16 protein-coding genes and 2 riboswitches are annotated in these 19109 nt (G+C 44.4%); of the genes, 6 read left to right on the top strand and 10 right to left on the bottom strand.

All coding sequences use genetic code 11. The features are described from left to right. Positions 1-10: 10 nt before the first annotated feature. Positions 11-1165, bottom strand: coding sequence for a sulfate adenylyltransferase (sat, locus tag HBHAL_RS08295; protein WP_014642920.1), 1155 nt, complete (start codon positions 1163-1165; stop codon positions 11-13). 13 nt (positions 1166-1178) lie between these two features. Next, positions 1179-1910: a phosphoadenylyl-sulfate reductase gene (locus HBHAL_RS08290; RefSeq protein WP_014642919.1), complete on the bottom strand. Its 732-nt coding sequence runs from the start codon at positions 1908-1910 to the stop codon at positions 1179-1181. A 101-nt stretch (positions 1911-2011) separates the two neighbouring features. Continuing rightward, a riboswitch (SAM riboswitch) is annotated at positions 2012-2112 on the bottom strand. 165 nt (positions 2113-2277) lie between these two features. After that, a riboswitch (SAM riboswitch) is annotated at positions 2278-2382 on the top strand. Positions 2383-3058: 676 nt separating this feature from the next. Here HBHAL_RS08290 and HBHAL_RS08285 point away from each other — a divergent pair. Continuing rightward, positions 3059-3955, top strand: coding sequence for a sulfite exporter TauE/SafE family protein (locus tag HBHAL_RS08285; RefSeq protein ID WP_014642917.1), 897 nt, complete (start codon positions 3059-3061; stop codon positions 3953-3955). A gap of 7 nt (positions 3956-3962) precedes the next feature. Here HBHAL_RS08285 and HBHAL_RS08280 read toward each other — a convergent pair whose 3' ends face one another. From HBHAL_RS08280 to HBHAL_RS21460, 4 genes are all read right to left on the bottom strand, one after another. After that, a complete protein-coding gene (locus HBHAL_RS08280) occupies positions 3963-5525 on the bottom strand; it encodes a SagB/ThcOx family dehydrogenase (protein WP_014642916.1) in 1563 nt (520 codons plus the stop codon). A gap of 21 nt (positions 5526-5546) precedes the next feature. Next, positions 5547-7493, bottom strand: coding sequence for a TOMM precursor leader peptide-binding protein (locus tag HBHAL_RS08275; RefSeq protein ID WP_014642915.1), 1947 nt, complete (start codon positions 7491-7493; stop codon positions 5547-5549). Further along, the gene (locus tag HBHAL_RS08270) at positions 7490-9403 is read right to left on the bottom strand and encodes a ThiF family adenylyltransferase (protein ID WP_014642914.1); all 1914 of its coding nucleotides are present in this window, start codon (positions 9401-9403) and stop codon (positions 7490-7492) included. Before HBHAL_RS08270 ends, HBHAL_RS08275 begins: the two co-directional genes overlap by 4 nt. A gap of 75 nt (positions 9404-9478) precedes the next feature. Next, entirely contained in the window at positions 9479-9697 is a 219-nt protein-coding gene (locus tag HBHAL_RS21460; protein WP_041601290.1) for a hypothetical protein, read from the bottom strand. A 740-nt stretch (positions 9698-10437) separates the two neighbouring features. Here HBHAL_RS21460 and HBHAL_RS08260 point away from each other — a divergent pair. Further along, a complete protein-coding gene (locus HBHAL_RS08260) occupies positions 10438-10920 on the top strand; it encodes a C40 family peptidase (protein WP_014642911.1) in 483 nt (160 codons plus the stop codon). Positions 10921-11655: 735 nt separating this feature from the next. Here HBHAL_RS08260 and HBHAL_RS08255 read toward each other — a convergent pair. Further along, positions 11656-12561 carry a DUF4097 family beta strand repeat-containing protein gene (locus HBHAL_RS08255; RefSeq protein WP_014642910.1) on the bottom strand — a complete coding sequence of 302 codons (906 nt, stop codon included), beginning with the start codon at positions 12559-12561 and terminating at the stop codon, positions 11656-11658. Positions 12562-12790: 229 nt separating this feature from the next. Then, positions 12791-13588: a LysM peptidoglycan-binding domain-containing protein gene (locus HBHAL_RS08250; protein ID WP_014642909.1), complete on the bottom strand. Its 798-nt coding sequence runs from the start codon at positions 13586-13588 to the stop codon at positions 12791-12793. A 232-nt stretch (positions 13589-13820) separates the two neighbouring features. Here HBHAL_RS08250 and HBHAL_RS08245 point away from each other — a divergent pair, with 232 nt between their 5' ends. The 3 genes from HBHAL_RS08245 to HBHAL_RS08235 all read left to right on the top strand — a co-directional run bounded on the left by HBHAL_RS08245 (position 13821) and on the right by HBHAL_RS08235 (position 15796). After that, positions 13821-14477 carry an MtnX-like HAD-IB family phosphatase gene (locus HBHAL_RS08245; protein WP_014642908.1) on the top strand — a complete coding sequence of 219 codons (657 nt, stop codon included), beginning with the start codon at positions 13821-13823 and terminating at the stop codon, positions 14475-14477. After that, positions 14470-15522 carry an iron-containing alcohol dehydrogenase family protein gene (locus tag HBHAL_RS08240; RefSeq protein ID WP_014642907.1) on the top strand — a complete coding sequence of 351 codons (1053 nt, stop codon included), beginning with the start codon at positions 14470-14472 and terminating at the stop codon, positions 15520-15522. Before HBHAL_RS08245 ends, HBHAL_RS08240 begins: the two co-directional genes overlap by 8 nt. Positions 15523-15604: 82 nt before the next feature. Then, the gene (locus HBHAL_RS08235; protein WP_041601289.1) at positions 15605-15796 is read left to right on the top strand and encodes an H-type small acid-soluble spore protein; all 192 of its coding nucleotides are present in this window, start codon (positions 15605-15607) and stop codon (positions 15794-15796) included. A 67-nt stretch (positions 15797-15863) separates the two neighbouring features. Here the strand turns inward: HBHAL_RS08235 and HBHAL_RS08230 are convergent, their stop codons facing one another. Then, positions 15864-16628: a YwaF family protein gene (locus HBHAL_RS08230; protein ID WP_014642905.1), complete on the bottom strand. Its 765-nt coding sequence runs from the start codon at positions 16626-16628 to the stop codon at positions 15864-15866. 458 nt (positions 16629-17086) lie between these two features. Beyond that, positions 17087-18205: an RNA-guided endonuclease InsQ/TnpB family protein gene (locus tag HBHAL_RS08225; protein ID WP_014642903.1), complete on the bottom strand. Its 1119-nt coding sequence runs from the start codon at positions 18203-18205 to the stop codon at positions 17087-17089. A 263-nt stretch (positions 18206-18468) separates the two neighbouring features. On the opposite strand from HBHAL_RS08225, the gene HBHAL_RS08220 reads away from it, so the two are divergent. Continuing rightward, positions 18469-19053: a YgjP-like metallopeptidase domain-containing protein gene (locus HBHAL_RS08220; RefSeq protein ID WP_014642902.1), complete on the top strand. Its 585-nt coding sequence runs from the start codon at positions 18469-18471 to the stop codon at positions 19051-19053. The last annotated feature ends 56 nt before the right edge of the window (positions 19054-19109 follow it).

Here is a 19109-nt window from a genome sequence, read left to right as displayed (position 1 = left end):
ATCCTTTCCGTTATGAGTCAGTGGTTTGTTTATCTCGTAGTCCTTCAATTAGCGTCTCAACGACCTCGGGACGGCTGAACGTTTTTGGCGGTTTTTCGCCATTTCTGAGCAGTTCACGTACCTTTGTACCGGAAAGAATGACGTGGTGTTTGGCATCATGTGGGCACGTCTTGTGGGAAGCCATTGCTTCACACGCCTGGCAGTAGAAGCTGTGCTCAAAGAACATTGGCGTTATTCCCAGTTCATCTTCTGTGAAATGACTAAAGATTTTCTGAGCGTCGTAAGTTCCGTAGTAATCGCCTACTCCTGCGTGGTCACGGCCGACAATGAAGTGGGAGCAGCCGAAGTTCTTACGGACAAGACTGTGAAAAATAGCTTCACGTGGACCAGCATAGCGCATAGCCGCACTAAAGACAGCAAGCACAACACGATTCGCCGGATAGTAGTTTTCGAGCAGCACCTGGTAGCTCTTCATCCTTACATCACTCGGAATGTCGTCGCTTTTCGTTTCGCCGACAAGTGGATTTAAGAACAGTCCATCTACCGTTTCCAAGGACGCTTTTTGAATATATTCGTGAGCGCGGTGAACCGGATTACGGGTTTGGAAACCAACGACTTTACTCCAGCCCAGGTCCTTAAATAAGTCTCTCGACTGGGCAGGGTCCAGGTAGAACTTTTCGTCATGTTCCTTTTCCGCACGTTTTGTCAGTTCAATTTCCCCGGCCACGTAATAGTCCGGACGGCCGTAAAGTTTATTTACGCCGGGATGCGCGGATTCTTTGGTTAAGTACACATTCTCTGCTTCTTTTTCTTTATCCGATGAATAGACTTCACTAATCGTGATCGTACCGTATGTCGTACCGTTTTGAACGAGCGCGGCTTTCTGTCCCGGCTGAAGCTCATTCGCCTTTTCTTTATTTACGGGCAGCGTAATGGGAATGCTCCACGGTGTTCCGTCTTTCAGCCTCATATTCTCAACGACGGAATGATAATCTTCTTGATTCAGAAAACCGGTTAAGGGGCTGTAGGCCCCGTTCCCGATCAGTTCTAAATCACTTAAAGCCATGGCATCCAGTTCAATTTTTGTGGTAAGGGCTGAAGTGTCAGCTCCTTCGTTTATTTGATTGACAAGCGTCCCGCCGTGGGGAGCGATAATTGTAGACATGTGATTTCCTCCTTTATTCACTCTCGTTGTTACCTGTCGTATGAAGACCGCACTCGGTCTTGTTAAAGCCTTTCCATCGTCCTGAGCGATCATTGCTGTCCGCTGCAAACGTACAAGGGATGCATCCAATACTTGGATATCCTTTATCGTGCAAATCATTGTAATCCAAGTCGTTTAGTCGGATATATTGCCATACGTCGTCCCATGTCCAGTAAATAAGGGGACAAACCTTAATCGATTCAAAACGGTCATCTTTATTAACAAAATTCGTATGACTTCGGCTTACTGACTGTTCGCGGCGCAGTCCGGAAACCCAGGCTGTGGCCCCGCTCAAAGCTTCTTCCAGCGGTTTAATTTTACGGATGAAGCAGCATTTGTCCGGCTCTCGTTTCCATAAGGCTGAGCCATGTTTTTCGGCCTGCTGATCCAGTGTTAATTCCGGTTTTTTCATTTCAATATTCAAGTCCGGGTATTTTTTCTTCACCTTATCGATTAAATCGTATGTTTCCTGAAAATGAATTTCCGTATCAAGAAAAACGATGTGGGCATCTTTTTTAACTTTTGCTATTAAATCTATGAGTACAATTCCTTCAGCGCCAAAGCTGCAGGCGTAGGTAATCGAAGAACCATAGGTATCATAAGCCCATTTCAGTACTTCAAGTGCCCCCTTGGTTTCTCCTTCAGGGCCCAGATTTTCAAAAGGATCGCCTGTGAACTCTTCATAAGTTATGGCTGGATTAGTCATTTTTATCCTCCCTTCCCACAAAACAAAACGCTACAAATCAAAAACCTCTCTCCTTGAAAAAAGAAGAGAGGCGTACAGCATGAATAAGCCAGCGTCTCATCTTCTCATCTTTCAAGTGATAGCTTGCTGGAATTGGCACAGCGTCTGTTGACCCGTTGCCGAGGCTTCAAAGGGCCAGTCCCTCCACCTCTCTAGATAAGAAAACGATGATTGAATTTTTTTGAAATGTGATTGATTAAAATCTTATGCCCCTTTTTACTATATGTCAATGCTTAATTTAAATATTCTGTATTTTTAAAAATCGTTCTTGACAGGACTTACCTTTCCCCTTTAGATTGAATAGTATCTTAATTTTAAAATTAAATAATCCTTATAAAGAGCCGGGGAAGGAATCTGGTCCGTTGATCCCGCAGCAACCTCTCCTAGTTGGAGAAGGTGCTCATTCCAGCAGACATTGTCTGAGAGATAAGGTTAAGCTATTCAGCTTTTCACCTCTTTCCTCAGGGAAGAGGTTTTTTCTTAGCCTTTTTACAGAATGCTCTGTTACGCATTGTTATTTTAGCTCTGTTGAACTTCCGTGTAGATATTAAAGTTAAACTCCCGATACTGGAAGACTCAGTTTCGAGATATCTAGTGAGAAAGTTAGGTCCTGCGGGGAACGACTCGCTTTCCGGCCCTGCATGACGCAGGGTCGTTTAGGGCCATAGGAAAGTGTCCAAATGTGGAATCACCCCGATAGACACGAACAGCATAAGCCGAGCATCAACGGACGGTGGTCTTTCCGTCCGTTGATGAACGGCTTATGTCTCGAGTGTCTGGGTGATGGAACAAGACGAGTTATTTCCCCACCAGCTCTCATTTTTTATGGCAACGGACCCAGTATATCTCGAAACTGAGTCTTAAAGTAAACGGCCCTATTGTGTAATAAGCTTTTAAGGAAAAAACAAACATAAACTTTAACAAAGAAGTGACTTTATTCATTTCAGGTCCATATAGTGTAAGAATTGAGATGGAAACTGCTTAGAAAACAACTCGTTCTTCTTTGCTCTGTAAGCCTGGTCAGGAATACATAACAGCTAGATTTTTTTAAACATAAAACCAAGTAAATCAATCAGAATAATAAATTATAGAAACAGGAGTGATGTAACTTGAGAAGATTACTTATTTTTTCGTTCGTCGGTTTTTTTGCCCAGCTGATCGACGGTGCGCTGGGGATGGCTTTTGGACTCAGCTCTTCCTCCCTTTTGCTCGCCTACGGAGTGGCTCCCGCAATTGCCTCCTCTTCGATCCATATGTCTGAAATCACTACAACAGGCGTTTCAGGGTTTTCACACTATAAGTTCGGAAACCTGGATAAAAAATTAGCCCTGACCTTAATTGTTCCAGGAGCGGTCAGCGCATTTTTGGGAGCTGCTTTTCTTAGCAATTTGCCTGGAGATATGATTAAGCCTTTTATCTCCTCTTTCTTACTTTTGCTCGGGATTTATATCATCGCTCGTTTTCTTTTCCTGCGCCCGTCAAATGAGAACCAGAAGAGAAAGCCGCTCAAAAAACGCTTTCTGTACCCGCTTGGCTTCCTGGCAGGATTCATGGATTCCATAGGCGGCGGTGGATGGGGTCCTATCAACACTCCTGTGCTCCTATCGCAAAAGGGAGCGACCCCTAGAAAAGTCATCGGTACGGTGGATACGACCGAGTTCGCCGTGACGACTTCTGCCACCCTCGGTTTTCTTATATTTTTAGGAATCGATCAGTTCAACTGGCTGTGGGTTGCGGCTTTTGTTATTGGGGGAGTTCTGGCCGCCCCACTTGCCGCCTGGCTGGTTCGGATTCTTCCAGCTCTGATTCTCGGAGTGCTTGCCGGTGGTTTCATTATTCTAGTGAATCTGCGCACTGTACTGCAGTCCGTTTCCATCAGCGGTGATGCGCTGACACTCATTTATACCGTCCTCATTGCAGGCTGGGCAGCATGCGTCCTTTTCTCCATTAAACGAAACATTCAATTTAACCGTCAGGGGAACTCTCCGTTAAAAGAAACGTCGTAGCAGCCGCCTAACTATGCATGCCGCCAATCAGACGGCTCTTCGGGCGGTGACATCCAACAGGAATCTGGATGAGAGTGGTCTGATCGCATGCTTTCAAATCATAGAGGGAATCACAATGGTTCACATCGAATCCAAGTAGTGGGTGGCCGTTCATACCAAGCGCACTTGCCGAGAGCAATAGACGCTGCAGCAGCACCCCCGCTTCCATGTGCTCTATTCTGTACCCTCTGTGCCCCAGCTCATTTTTATAAAAGGACCGATCTCCTGCTATATGAAGACAGATAGGGATCTGATGAAAATTGACGTAATCCATGTTCATTCCCGCCTGCAGCTCCGGACGAAAGTCCCCCTCTTTTAGTTTTATTAACGAATGAGAGAGACTGTCATACCGGTAAGCTCCATCCGTGATCCCTTCCACTTGATAGAAACATCCGTATAGGGATAGGCGAGAAACCGGATCCCCCTCTCTATCGAGGTCCGTTGGAGATGGAAAGGGAGCGCATGCATGCTGAAGCAGGGCAGCAAGCTTGGCTAACTCTATCTTTTCTGGTATAAAATCCATCTCCGGGGAATGGCGGTTTCGGAATACCTCGAATGCATCTTCGTTCAACTTTTCTCCAACAGGCAAAGGAATTTTCGACCTGCCCTCCGTATTCTCTTTTCCTTTTTTCAGCCGGCGGAATAATCCAGGCGACTCTATCATCGAGCTTTGATTGACCTGGATGATTTGAGAGAATTCCTTCACGTTTTGGGATCTTTGAAAATAGCTGGTTTCAAGCTTTGGAAGTTCAGTACACAAATCCTCCGCGCTTCGTTCTGTTCTGCTGTCTCTCTGAAGACCAGGTTGTTTCGATGTGGACATAGGGATCACTGCATATACACTTTCTTCCTTGTCATCGAGACCGAGCAGATCATTAACCGCACGATCCATAAATTGAAAATGAACCTGGGCATAAAAACGAAAGGATTGGCTCGTCTCAAGCAGCTGGCCTATTAGCGCGCCGGCATCAAGTCCCTGCAGACGATAGGAGAAGTTGTGGTATTTAAAGAAATTCTTCCAGAACATCGAAGTAATGATCACTGCCCCGAAACCACTCTCAAAATCAGCGTTATGGCCTAGAGCTGCATTCAAATAAGAGTCAAAATTCCCTTCCCTAAGTAAGAGAAGGCGATGGTGAGCAACATCATAATGATAGACACCCTGCGGCAGGTCCTCCACTTTCAAATACATATACAATTCGTTTGGATAAAGACCCCCGCCTGAGGGAGCGAAGCGCCGCAGGGACTGAATCGTCTCCACGTCTTCTCCACCCGCCGGCAGTGCTGTGTGGCTAAACTGGGTCAATCCATAGGTGTACCACAGAAAATAACCAATGGCAGAAAGAGCCGTGTTCGACCCCGCCCCCTCTTCTCTAGGATCAAGCGGAATATCATGAGGCAGCGGAAACTCCTGCAACCCCCGGTAAATCTTGAAAGGTAGTGGAGCGTCTTCCCAATCAACTACCCATTCACGCGGATTCACAACGTCACTTTGAAAATGCAGCTGCTGTAAGAACAAATCTAGATTCATCACTAGCCTCCTTGGCCCCTTTTAAGGAAATGGATGCGGATAAGGGTTAAGATCCTCTAACGTGAGAGACCGATTAACATAACCGAGTTGTTTCGGCACTTGTAACACTCTCTCAAGCCCTGTGATGCGAGTGAGGTGGTGACCAAACGTCATAGGCAGCATCCCAGGAATTAATACTTTTACGCAGTGAAGATCGTTTCTTCGGATCTCGGGTGTGGTTTGATCGACTACGATCACATCGAGGTCCAACTCGCTGAAGGTCTGCAGAAGATCTCTCACATCATCCGTAAGATCCGGGTGGTTCCGCTTCCCGCTAAACGCCTCCGCAAATGTCTGCTGCGGCTGCTCTTTTTTCAATAAAAAGTCCAGCCGTTCTTCTGCTTCGGGAAGTCCATATAACATTCCGTGGTCATCCATTTTCTGAACAAGCGATGAATCATTCAGCATAGCAGCATATTTGTCTTTATTCTTTTCGAATTCCTTATTCAATGGTTTAACCATGCCAATACTTTCTGCAATCGCACTTTTCACCGCTTTGACCGGATCCAGGTGGGCACCCGCTGCACAAATAAGATTCATCCCCGCTTGATTAGGATCGATTTTTTTAATAATCGTGAATATACACGGAATGCCGTGTTCGAGGGTTGCATTGTACAAGTAGAGATCGTAGCCTGCTTCTTCCCGCATACGATCGATCATTAAATTCAGTTCTTTATCTTTCGAAGAGTACGGATCAATCCGTGGAAGCGGGAGTCTGGCATACCACGTCATGAGAAAAGAATCCCGTTCCAGCACCTCGAGCATCCCGTGAAAAATGGCTTCCTCCCGGCTTCCGCCGAGGGCACATCCATTAGAAGTCTCAAAAACGAACCCATCTCCGCAGCCCATGCTGTAATAAGCCAGCCGCTCCGGAACCAACACAGGGGATTTTTGCTGGAGGGAGCAGCCCCACACCCAGTTCATTTTTTTATCTGGATGGAAAGCCGTAAAAGGAAAATGGGGCTGTGCGTATTGTTCGTTCGTATGAACTCCTACATGAAGCGGATGGAGAGCGGAATCGAGATTGTTGTAGCTTTCGTAGACGGTGGTTCGTTTCCCCCGCGGGTCCATCCCACAGGATCGTTCGAGCCCTTCAAGTATGGCGGTCATTTCACTTTCTGCGTAGGAATTGGTTCTCCCTGCCGTTCCTTCGTCCCCGCCAAGGATAGGAAGGTTGACTATTACATCGGCAAACGGAGTTTCAAAATCCTGCAGTTTATTGTTTAACAATCCAGTCCGCGGGTCGAGATAATCTTTCGAAAGGACGCCGCTTAACCCTTCCTTTGACCGGCAGCGATAGCTGTTTTCATGAATCTTCATACATGGCTCAAGCGTTATTTCAGCAGCGGAAGCTGAATCATCGGGCGTTATACTGCAAACTCCGCATGTAGAATCCGGTAAAATGACATGACGTGAACTCTCCAGGCTGCGAAGATCCATCCGGTAAATCGATTCTTCGAGCGAAGACGGCCTTCCTTTCAACACTTGCTCTACTTCCCTTTTGATTAGAAAAGCCATTTGCTTGAAAGCTGTTTCAGACCCCCATTCATCCTGTCGGGCGTCTTGATTTTCAATTAGAGCTTGATGAACCTTCCACAAATCCTGACGATCGACAGCGGCCATCAGCCGCCGGGACTCCGCACATTGTGAACAGCCTGCTCGGCCGGGTCGTACAAACGGGCCGACCACACCGGCACCAAAGCTCGCGAAGGCCGGCATCCATACCACCCCGCACTCCCTGGCCGCCGCTTCTGCCTGCAGATAGATCGATGGATCCCAGGCATCGCGCAGCACCAACATCATTGTCGTGCCTCCGGGGATAGGGGTGTTCAAATCAGGAAGCCGGACAAGCTCCCATTGCGCGCTTAATTCCTCTGCCGTAAGCTCAAGCAGCTTTCCTTTTCCGATCATTGCAATGATTGGGCTCACCCTGATTCCTCCTTACTCACAACCACGCCAAAGAGATCAATGATGCCATCATCTTTAAAAGGATCCATGGTTACTTTTATAAAGGAAAGATCTTTATGGCTGCGTTTTATCCGCTCAATGACAGACTGAAGCACCTCCGGATCATCTGACTCACAGGAGGGAACATCGACGAGTAGGACCAATCCTTTTTTAAACTCCTTGATTGAAACTGTGGATGCTTCAGGGAAGGTGGTGTTATTTTGTGCCTCTACCAGGGTCCGACGTAACGCTTCGCGTAAAGCGAGGGTGCGAGTAAATCCGACGGTTCCATACCATTGATTGTTACGGTTTTTTATCCACACCACAGGAAAGCCATAAGCATCTTCTCCGATACCTAATTCCGGTTCTTTGTTCATGGTCGTTAACGCTTGATAATATAAGCGGCAGCGTTCATCTTCCACCTTACGTAACTCCAGTCTGGCGGGTGTTCCTTTCTCCTCGTTCACTTGCGTTTTCCAATTTTCTTCAAGCATATTGGTCAGGGCACGGCTGATCGCTGTTCTTGTACCTGATTCCCCCGCTCCTAAATACAGTCTGCCTCCCCGGTCCTTGGCAGCTTCTAAAGCATTCAAAATATCTTGCTTTAAAGGCGCCAGATACTGTTCAACTCCCGCAAGTCCTGCTTCCTTTCTCGCTTCTTCATGGGTCATCGCTGCACAGATGATGCCTGGATGTGGCTCCACTAATTGAATATCAACCGCTTGCACCTCGCATTGAGATAAAGGCAGCTGGGGCAGATCTCCCTCTTCATAACGATGCAAGATTCCTAATGGTCCGGACGCCATCTCACTAAAGTAATACAACCATTCCTGATTCTCTTCTTTTTCCTTCGTTTCCTTCAGTACGTTTTCTACTCGTTCGGCCGCTATGCTTCCTGTTACAAGTGGATTTGGTTTGAACGGATGCCACTTACCTTCCAAAGTTTCATTCGTGAGGACAAACATATGGTTGGAAGGATGAACATCCGGCACCCCGGTCACCTTTTTAAACCATTCGAACACAGCCACATTTGTAAGCATCGCTGCGGCTGGTGAGGAAATCGATCGTTCCGCAGCCTCCTTGTCTGCTTCTTGGGTGTGAAGACTGCGCCATGCAGATTCAAAGCAAGGAACCGAACCGGGCTCTTCCATAGGACCCGCAAATCCTGCTGTTCCGCTGCATAGAATGGGGATAAACCATTTTTGCTTTTTATGGCACTCTTTTAGGACAGCCTCCCTCTCCTCATGTTGGTCTTTGTGTGAAGCACAAAAAACCGCCTCATATGGTTCGATTTCATCAGTCCAGGAAAAAGGATTTTCCATGGCCAGGCTGACAGCAGCCTCAGGATCCGATTCCCTTGCCCAGGCTTCAAGCTCCCTCACGCGACGACGACTGCTTTCATTCTCATCGGTTATGATCACATGAACCCCTGCCAGCCCGGAGGTAAGCAAAGCGGACACTACACCGATCACCATGTCTCCTTCACCAACGACTATTACTTTTTTTTGCCGGTATTGCTGGAACCGGAAGCAGGCAGAATCGCCGAAGCTCTCCAGAAATTCGATCTGGGAAGCGAATTTCGCCGCTACCTCTGGATGTAATTCGTGATGACGATCTTCACTTACATCTCGGAGAAACCCATTCGTATAGAGAACTTCCGCCATTTCGTAGACACGCGTACGGTAGGGCAGTGATAATCCTTCGGTTAAATCAGCCATTGAGTGTTCTCCATTAAGCATGGGAACCAGCTTCTCCACCCATTGTTGAATGGCCTTTCCTTCCATCCGAAACGAACCTGCATTATTTCTAAAATAAACACTTCCATTCGATTCTGGCATAAAAAAAGTACCCTTTTTGACCTTCAAACGCATCGAAGGTTTTACATTCACCATGACACTCCTCCTTACCAGCTGAGCTGACTTCCTTCTACGATTCTATGTACGTCCCTTTGTCTCATATGTCTTTCCTTATAAGAAGTACCCCTGCAGCCAGTTTCTGCAGGGGTAAGGAAAAACTATATATAATGTAAAATGCTTAACGTCCGCAGCGACCGCAGCCTGCACAGCGTCCACATCTCGCACAGCCACCGCAGCCTCCACAACCGCCGCAACGCGCACAACCGCCGCAGCCTCCGCAACCGCCACATCCAGCACAGCGGAAACAGCCAAAGCAGCCAAAACACACAAATCCAAAACCACCAATTAATCGCGAATCTTGGCCATAATTATGAGCCTGCTCACTCGGTACTAACTGCTGGGCATGGAATTCTCCAACATCCAAATGCTGAAGTTCATTTTGAAACTGATTCATATGGGTAACCTCCATCAATATTCAGATTTACTCTGGTCCTGAAACCATTCGAATTCTCATTCATTAATAAAGACACTTTCCCAATCAGGGTATGATGAAGGCCTGGGCACTGTTACTCGGAGGTGTGGGGAAGTCGTCTAATAAGCAGTCAGTAATCAGTAATACGAGGGAAATTTGAGAGGATAATAGGTTCTAGTTTCAGGCTGCCATCAGAAGCTGGCGCGTTTAGGAGATGCTGCGGCTGATTAAGCTTTACTGGGGGCGAATTGAGTTGTGCTCTACCTCGATTGCGCCGTGCTCTACCCCGATTGCGTCGTGATCACCCTCAATTGCGCTGTGCTGCTAACGGAGTGGACTGCCAAAGACTCCTTATTAAAGTTAATAGAGAAAAAGCTGGTATTCTTCTACTTTAAAAAAGAGAGCTATTAATTAGGCGGATCTATCAGGACTAGAGGGTTCCAATTCTATTGTTCTCTTTTCTTCCAAAAGCTTCACGGCAGCTGCTGCCAAGAAAATCTATGTCGAAAACTTTTCATCTTCGTCGGTGGAATAAACGAAAAATAGCAACAATACTATAATTATTGTTTGGCGAATTTAACTTCAGGAGGTAAAAAGGATGAATGTTGTTGGAAGTAAGTCAAGGTTTTGGGTGTATGCTGCGGTCATTTTTTCATTAGTTGCTGCTTTTGTCTTCACCCCTTTTTCAAAAGCAGAAGCCACAATCAATTATGGTGAGGAAGTGGCTGCCGTAGCGGAGAGATACGCGGGGACCCCATTTAAGTGGGGAGGAACGACGCCTAAAGGATTCGATGCAAGCGGATTTACTCAATATATCTATGCATATTCAGCTGCTAAAAAGAAAATCGCCCGCACAAGTGCGGATCAATACAAGCAAGGAAAAGTCGTTAAAAAGCAATCCGATTTAAAGTTTGGAGATCTTGTATTCTTTGATACGGCTGGAAAAGGCAAGGTTTCATTTGTGGGCATATACACGGGGTCCGGTGAGTTTATTGCCGCTACCTCTCACGGTGTCAGGACACAAAAGCTCTCCAGTTCTTATTGGAAATCCAAATATGTAGGCGCAAAGCGTCACTTCTAATTTAAAAAAGCAGGGACCTTCTCAAAGGAAGTCCCTGCTTACATAATTGTTATTTTATTAAAGCCCCGTCCCTCTATTTCAATTGCCTCTTTTAAGCGTGCATGTTGATCCTACACAAAAGCTCCCATTTGTGGAAGACTCAGTTTCGAGATATCTAGTGAGAGAGTCAGGTCCGGAGGGGAACGACTCGCTTTCCGGCCCTGCACGACGCAGGGTCGTTCGACCTTGCCACACGACGTGGTGTTCTTAGTCGAATCTCTTCTGCGCGGAGCTTCCTCAGGCTTACAGCCCTGCTGGAGCTCACCGATCATGTTCATCCCGCAGGGGTCTTCATCGTTCCCCTCCGGACCTTGCGATACATGGAGCGAAATCTGTTCCAAACGCGCCGGTTTATGATGGAGGTAAACCTATAACAATGAAATTGTAGAGTGGAAAATTTCCGCTATAGAAGGATTTGAGGGGACTCAAGCACCCCTCTATCGCCTATAGAAGGGGCCGTTCACTCTTCAATCATAAGGTGGCGCAGGAAACAAGGAGACTCCCGCGGGAGAAGGAGCTAGGCGAGACCCCACAGGGAGTGAAACGAACGAGGAGGCTTGCCAGTTCCCCCGCAGGAAAGCGAGTTGTTTCTGTAGCCACCCTTATCTATTTTTGGCTACGGACCCAAGATATCTCGAAACTGAGTCTTACGCAATCCGGCCGGATAGCGTAATAACTCTCTTATATAAATATCGTTTAGTTTAAGGTAAAATCTCCTGAGCTCGTTTCCACAAGAATTTGATACTTCTGTTCTCCTTTATAGCCTTTCACCTCATGCTCTGCTCTTCTTTCATAATGAATACCATCCAGTTGAATGCGTTCTTCACCTGAACTTGATTGGTAGTCCAGAATAAATGATTGAGGTTCTTCTTCAAACAAAAATGTGACATCACCGCTTGATGTATGCGCAGTTAGATTTCCCGCCAGACTTTCATGCGATACATCAACATTTCCTGAGGAAGATTGAGCTTTCATTTCATTAAACAGCAGCCCTTTTCCTTCTATATCTCCGCTGCTTGTTTTCAGTTCGACCTCAGCGTCTGACCCTTTGATGTTCGTCATCATTACACTTCCACTGGAAGAATGGAGGTTCAACTGTTCGTCAACTTCCAGACTGGATACTTCAATATCACCTGAACTTGTGGCAGCGATCAGCTGACTTACTTGAAGATCACGAAGTGTTACTTCAGATGACGAGGTGCCTATATTTACTACTTCCAGTTTCTGCTTCGGTACTTTGACGAGTAATTCTAAGTCATCTCCTCTGACAAAACCAAAAGAAAATCCAAGTCCATTGCTTTTCTTTTTAAGGTTTACGTTTAACTCGCCTTCTTCCTCTTCAACTTCATACGAATACTCTTTCCATTTCCGAGCATAGCCACTTAGGGTCACTTCAATTTGATTGCTTTTTCCTTCGACAAATTGGATATCAGCTGATGAAGTATCTACATGGATGTCTTGAATTTCACTCGCCGTAAAGGCTTCTTCCTTATGTACTTGCAGCTTTTCATCTTCTATTGATTTCGTAGCCTGAAAGGAGAACAATGTTCCTATCCCTCCTAGTATCAAAGCAAACACTACAATCCATCCTGCTTTTTTCATATGCTCTTCTCCTCTCACGATAAAATTAAGAAACTGCCGCGGATGAGAAAAAATTTTGTCCATTATACTGAGCAAGTTCTAATTTTAAAAACCATTCCATTATTTTTTAATATACTAAAAATATACCTTACTATTCTTTGTGAAGATAGATACCCAAAGTGAATTTTCTAAATAATCAAAGTCTGCACAAAAAAACAGCCTCCTCCCGCTAGAGAAGACTGTCTATTTATTAGAAGTTTACTTTAATTTTCACTAAATCCTGAATACTGCCATCTTTAGCACTTCGACTATAGACCCACAACTCTCCCGAAGCTGATGTAGGCTGTCGGTCAAAAGAAACGGTACTACTGAAAAATCCGTAAGCAGGGCCACCTTGATCGGTCATAGTGAAGCGTTCATTAGACACGACTACGCCATTACTGTCCCTCAGTTGATAAGTCACGACCGCCTCAAATACTCTCGCGTAACCTTCTACTTTATCTCCGCTGTTAAAGGTGGAACCAGGCAGGGGACGGATCACAAAAATATTCCTGGAAGTCGGGATCGGAATAATAAGGTGATAATCCGGCCAGATCACATCTCCTTGAAAACCAGGCCGATCGGCATTCGCTTCTTCAATGTCAGCCATACTCACCCCAAATCGCCTCGCAATGGAATACAGCGAATCACCACTGACAATCCTATAAGTGAACGCTGGAACAAGCAGGTTCTGCCCTACATTAATTACGTTGGGATTCGAAACATTGTTCACTCCCGTAAGAAGATCAACGTGAGCGTCAAACGTTTGGGCGATAGCTGATAGTGTATCCCCGTTCGTCACGATATGGGACAAGATCGGAGTGGATGTTGAAGTAGGGATGACTAAAACATCATCCGGGTAAATGAATCCTCGGTCTGTCACAGGCGGATATAAGTGGTTAGCATTTTCGATCGCAGCTACTGTGCTGCCAAAACGACTGGCAATTGAAAATAGAGTGTCACCAGGTTTGACCGTGTAGATCAGCCCTTTTGTTGAAATAACAGGCATTCTTACACCTCCTCTCTCTATATAATCTATGGAAAATAATAGAATTGAGAACGGCATTTATCATACAAGCTATCCAATTAGACAAAGGTGTATGATCATCTTTATCCCATATGAATTTTCTCTTCATCTCCTTATAAAGATTCGTTTTTCTGCCTTACATGAAGCGTTTTCAATCCATCAATATGCTGAAAATTTTGTTACACTATAGAAAACGACAGTGGAGGGATGAACGATGAAGAAATGGGCATTCGTTTCAGATTTTGATGGTACGATTTCAAATAAAGACTTTTACTGGGTGATCATTGAGAAATACTATCCGGAAGGCAGAGACCTTTTTAAGAAGTGGAAAGCAGGTCAGATGAAGGACATCGAATTTTTACGCTCGATCTTCACATCCATCAATCAGCATGAGGAGCAGATTATTGAGGATATTCTCAATATTCCGATTGATGAGTATGTGCCGGCTTTCATTCAGCACGTACAGAACAATGGCGGAGACTTTTATATTTTAAGTGCGGGAACCGATTACTACATTCATCACATTTTAAAAGAATACAACATTCAGAATGTGACCGTTTTTTCTAATGAAGGATATTATGAGGACCAAAATGTTCATTTAAACATGGATCCTTCCCACCGGCATCATTCGGAACGCTACGGCATCGACAAATCCAAAGTGATTCAAGAGCTGAAACAGGAATACGAAACTGTTCACTTCGCCGGCGACAGCGAGCCCGATTCACATCCAGCTGTCTATGCCGATGCCACCTTTGCGAAAGATGCTCTGCAGGAAATTCTAAGCGAAAAAAATATCGCCTTCACTCCTGTGGCAACCTTTCAGGACATCCAGGCTGATTTAGAGAAAAAAGGGTATTTGTCGCATGACTAATCCCATTACAAATATCCCAATTCCAGCTATTCTGGAAATTAAGAGCGGCATCATTTACAATCTTCAGGACATTTTTGACCGCCATGGATTTGAAAATATCCTGATGTTGTTTGATTCATTTACGATGGATCAATGGGAGGCAAACATCAAAGATTCTCTTTCTACTACCAAAGTGGATACAGTCCTTATGCAGCCCCATGCCGAAGTCCATGATCTGATTAAACAGGCTTTTTCCATAAAAATGTATGACGCGATCGTTGCGGTGGGCGGAGGTGCTGTGATTGACTGCGGAAAATATATGGCCTTTTCCCGCCAGACTCCTTTTATCAGCATTCCAACGTCAGCCTCCAACGATGGATTTGCGAGCAGTAATTGCTCCTTAATGATTGAAGGAAAGAAAACGACGGTCCCTGCCAAAGTTCCGTATGGCATCATTGCCGATCTTGACATTATTCAAAACGCCCCTTCCCCTTTTATTTTGGCTGGCGTAGGAGACTTAATGTCCAATATTACAGCCCTTTACGACTGGGAATTCGAAGATCGTCAGGGCGTGAGCCGGGTGAACGCTTTTGCGTCCATGCTCAGTAAGAAAGCGGTGAACAGCTTTGTTCGCACTCCTATGCATGACATCCAGGATCCTACTTTTTTAAAAGAGCTCGTCAGTTCGTTAACAATGGGCGGAGTGGCCACCATTATCAGTGGAAACAGCGCACCCATAAGCGGCTCGGAGCATCTGATTTCCCATGCGCTCGATAAGTACGCTGAACACCCTCACATGCACGGAATCCAGGTGGGGATTGCGACTTATATTATGGCAAATGTACAGGAACATCGTGCCGACCGGATGCAAAAAGTGTTTACACGGACAGGCTTTTTTGATCATATAAAAACGCTGGAAGTGAAGAAAGCGGATTTCAAAATGGCCATTGAAAACAGTCCAGAAATCAAGCCGCACCGGTACACGTATTTACATGAAAAGAAATACCAGCGTAAAGCATTGGATTTTCTGGATCAGGACCCGATTCTTCAAGAAATATTACGATAGTTACGCAGGAAAACACCTCTTTAGAGAATAGCTCTGACGTTTGATGCAAACATTAGAGATATAAAAAAGGAGGATGCTGCTCATGAATAAAGAACGCGCTAAAGAAATTTTCCACTCCCCTGAAATGATTGCGGTCACCCATGAGGACCGACCGATTTACATCGAAGAGGTTATTGAGAGAAGTGAAACCGCAAGAATTCACCCCGTGGATCAGCCAAATGTGTTCCAGGAAGTTCCGTTGTACGAACTGAAGGAAACGGAAGTACAGCATTAAAAACAAGCCGCATCTAAGGTCGGGTCTTAGATGCGGCTTCTTTTATATGTAATTATTCAATCTGTACCTATAGATAATGATACTTTTCTTCTTTTAACCCCGACCTCTTTTTCCAATTTCGCCCGAGTGAAATAAAACGATATAACCCATACATCCCTAAGAATAATCCAAAACAGAAGAGTTCTAAATTCACGTAGTACCATACCCCTTCCCCAAGCGCATCAAGCGGCGTACTCACATCAGGCGTGCCTGCCAGAAACAAATAATTCGTCCCGATTTGCCGGTTAAGAAAAAATATAAATACAGCATAAAGATTTAAATAACCGAACATCATAAGGAGCGATCGGAAGGTGACTCGTGCAGAACTAACCAGAATTAAAAATATGCCGGTCCAGGCTAAAGCCATATGGTGCAGAAAAAATTTCAAAAAACGAAAGTGTGGAAACGAGTAAAACACCTCTGGCGTTAACAATGTTACGATCGGCGGAATAATGCCAATGAAATAAAGAATTTGTATGACCTTGTGACGATAAAAAAGCAGAGCCACCATCCCAAGTATGGAAGCAATTCCGCATAAGTGAAGCGGAGCATGATCTTCCATATTCCAGTTATGGTTTGCAAGCCCCCAGATCGTCTGGCCAATTTCGCCACCCAGCAGCAGCACGAATAATGTCCATCTGATGATTTGCTGGAGCCTGTCATTCTTTTGAAGAGTCTGGTGAAAAATCAGCAATAAAGCGATTCCTGAAAAAAGAATTGCGAGCATGATCATGTGACTCGTTGATAAAAATTCGAACCTGTCTTGTATTTGAATATTAAACCATTCTGGCATTTTATCCTCCTTCCAATCTTCTTAGTACGATTGTCCGGTTAAATGGTTTCAGATAAATATAAACGGGTATCTTTAGTAATAAGTATAAATACCCAAGAGGAAAACCCTATGAACCAAGATTTATTATTACTTTAAATACGTCCACTACCTCTATAATTTGATTCATCGATATATAACAGAAGTTTATCGAATCGAAAAAGTCATAAAACAGTTATTTGAGTACATATGGAAAGCCCCTCAATCATTTTCAGAAAGTAAACCTTTTTCAAAAACGTTAACCATCTTCTGCCTGAAGATCATTCAGACGGAAAAAGCCTGTGACCCTGTGAACTACCCACCACTTAATTACTAACGAAATTTGAAGTGGGGGCTTCTCGGGTCGTAGTTGCTTCTAGTAGCCAACCAAATTTGCCGAGCTAACCCCATTGTCCCAACGGTTTATATTATGGAAATTAGGATTACTGATGCTCCGAAAGGAGCCTTTTTCCTTCTACTTTTATGTTAATAGCCGCGTTCACATCGCGGTCTTGAACGTGGCCACAAGCGCATTTGTAAGTTCGTATGCTCATTGTTAGTTGTTTATCAATACCACCGCATTTGGAGCACGTTTTAGAGGATGGGAACCATTTGCCGACCTTGACAAGCTTCTTTCCAAGCTCTTCGAGCTTGTAAGAAAGAAATGAGGCGAACATTCCCCATCCGTTATCGTGCACGCTTTTGCCGAATTTAAGAGCCTTAGACATATCTTTCATGTTAAGGTCTTCAATAGCTATGGCATCAAAGTTATCAGCTAAATTACGGCTCCACTTGTGGCAGAAATCTTTGCGTTGGTTTGCTACTTTTTCATGTAGCTTCGCTACTTTATTTTTCTGCTTGAACCAACGGTTCGAGCCTTTCTTTCTGCGTGATAACACGCGCTGCTCTTTGGCTAGTCTATCCTCTGATTGACGGTAGAAACGAGGGTACTTGGCTCTCGTGCCTTCGTTTGCTACAAACAATTCCTTCATAGAATAATCTAGACCAATAATATTTTCTGGTTGAACCTCTTTAGGTTCAACTTCGTATTCAGTAAGAATAGAAACATAAATTTTACCTGTCGCAGACATTGAAACCGTGACCGATTTCAACTTGCTTCCTTCAGGTATTTGTCTATGTTGTTTCAACTTCACCCATTTGAGTTTCGGTAATTTGATATAGCCATCCTGGACCATAATATTTCCGTTAACCACATTTGTCGTATAGCTCTTACGAGCTTTACGGCTTTTGTGTTTTGGGAATTTATTTTGACCAGTAAAAAAAGCCTTATAAGCTTTATCCAGGTTCATTTGAGTGTTGGCCAAAGCAAGACTATCCACTTCTTTCAAAAAAGGATATTCTTTTTTGTATTTCGCTGGCGTTGGAAACTTCATTTTCTTCAGTTCGCTTTGGTCATTTTTGTAATCTTCATAAGCTAAAATGCGGTCATCCAGCATTTTGTTGAATATAAAGCGGGCAGAACCGAAGGTTCTTTTAATTAAGTTTAGTTGCTCAAAATTTGGTTCTGTTTTGAATTTGAAAGCTTTGTTCTTTTTGACCATATCAAATTACCTCCTCTCAACAGAATGTTTGTTCGTAATTCAATAGTACCAAAAAATTCTTCGAAAGTCTTTTATTATCAAAAGAAAAACAAAAAAAGAAACAATTCATCCCCCACCTAAAATGCTAACGCATTTTTGAGGAAGGGGACTTCTTGCTAATTTCGTTAAAAAAGTAGGCTCCACGTTTTCTATCGACAAGTATTTTTGACGCTTCTGCCGCACTCTATTAAAATAGTAGAGAACACTAGGAAAGGGGCGTCCCTATGCCGGAGTTAACCATTGAAGATAGAAAGATCCATTATGATTTACATACCAAACCAACGATTTATTACGTAAAAATTTATATGGATGAATTGAATGGAGCTCAAGTTACCGCTCCCGAGAAAAGAAAACCTGAATTAATCGAGGCTTTTCTTCAAAAGAAAGCCGCCTGGATGAAAGAAACATGGGAAAGCCATCATACCGACCTGTACCATGTCGATCATCTTTCATTGGAAGACGGACAGAAAATCAATTATTTAGGACGCGCTTATCAATTAATCCTGGAGGAAGGAAATGAGTTTGCTTTTTCCTTCAACAAAGGAAAGTTCCTTTTCACCTACCCTGAAGATGAAAAAGAGGACGAGGTCAGTAAACAACTGATCGGACTTGCGAAAGAGTGGTTAAGGGAAAAATCCGAAAAAAAATTCTCCGATCTTCATTCCAGAACGATTTCATCTGAAGAAGATGCCGCCCGATTAGGGAAAAAAGGCGAGGACGCGATCGTGTTGAATTGGCGGTTGATTCAACAGCCTAAAGAATCCATTAAAGAGAAAATCCAGAAACTAATCGATGAAGAAACGTGTTAAATACCACGACAATTTCCTTTCCTTCGAAGCTTGCAGAGTAACCTTTTATTCTGCAG

Source organism: Halobacillus halophilus DSM 2266, assembly GCF_000284515.1.
Taxonomy (GTDB): domain Bacteria; phylum Bacillota; class Bacilli; order Bacillales; family Halobacillaceae; genus Halobacillus; species Halobacillus halophilus.
This window is presented reverse-complemented; position numbering and strand designations above follow the sequence as displayed.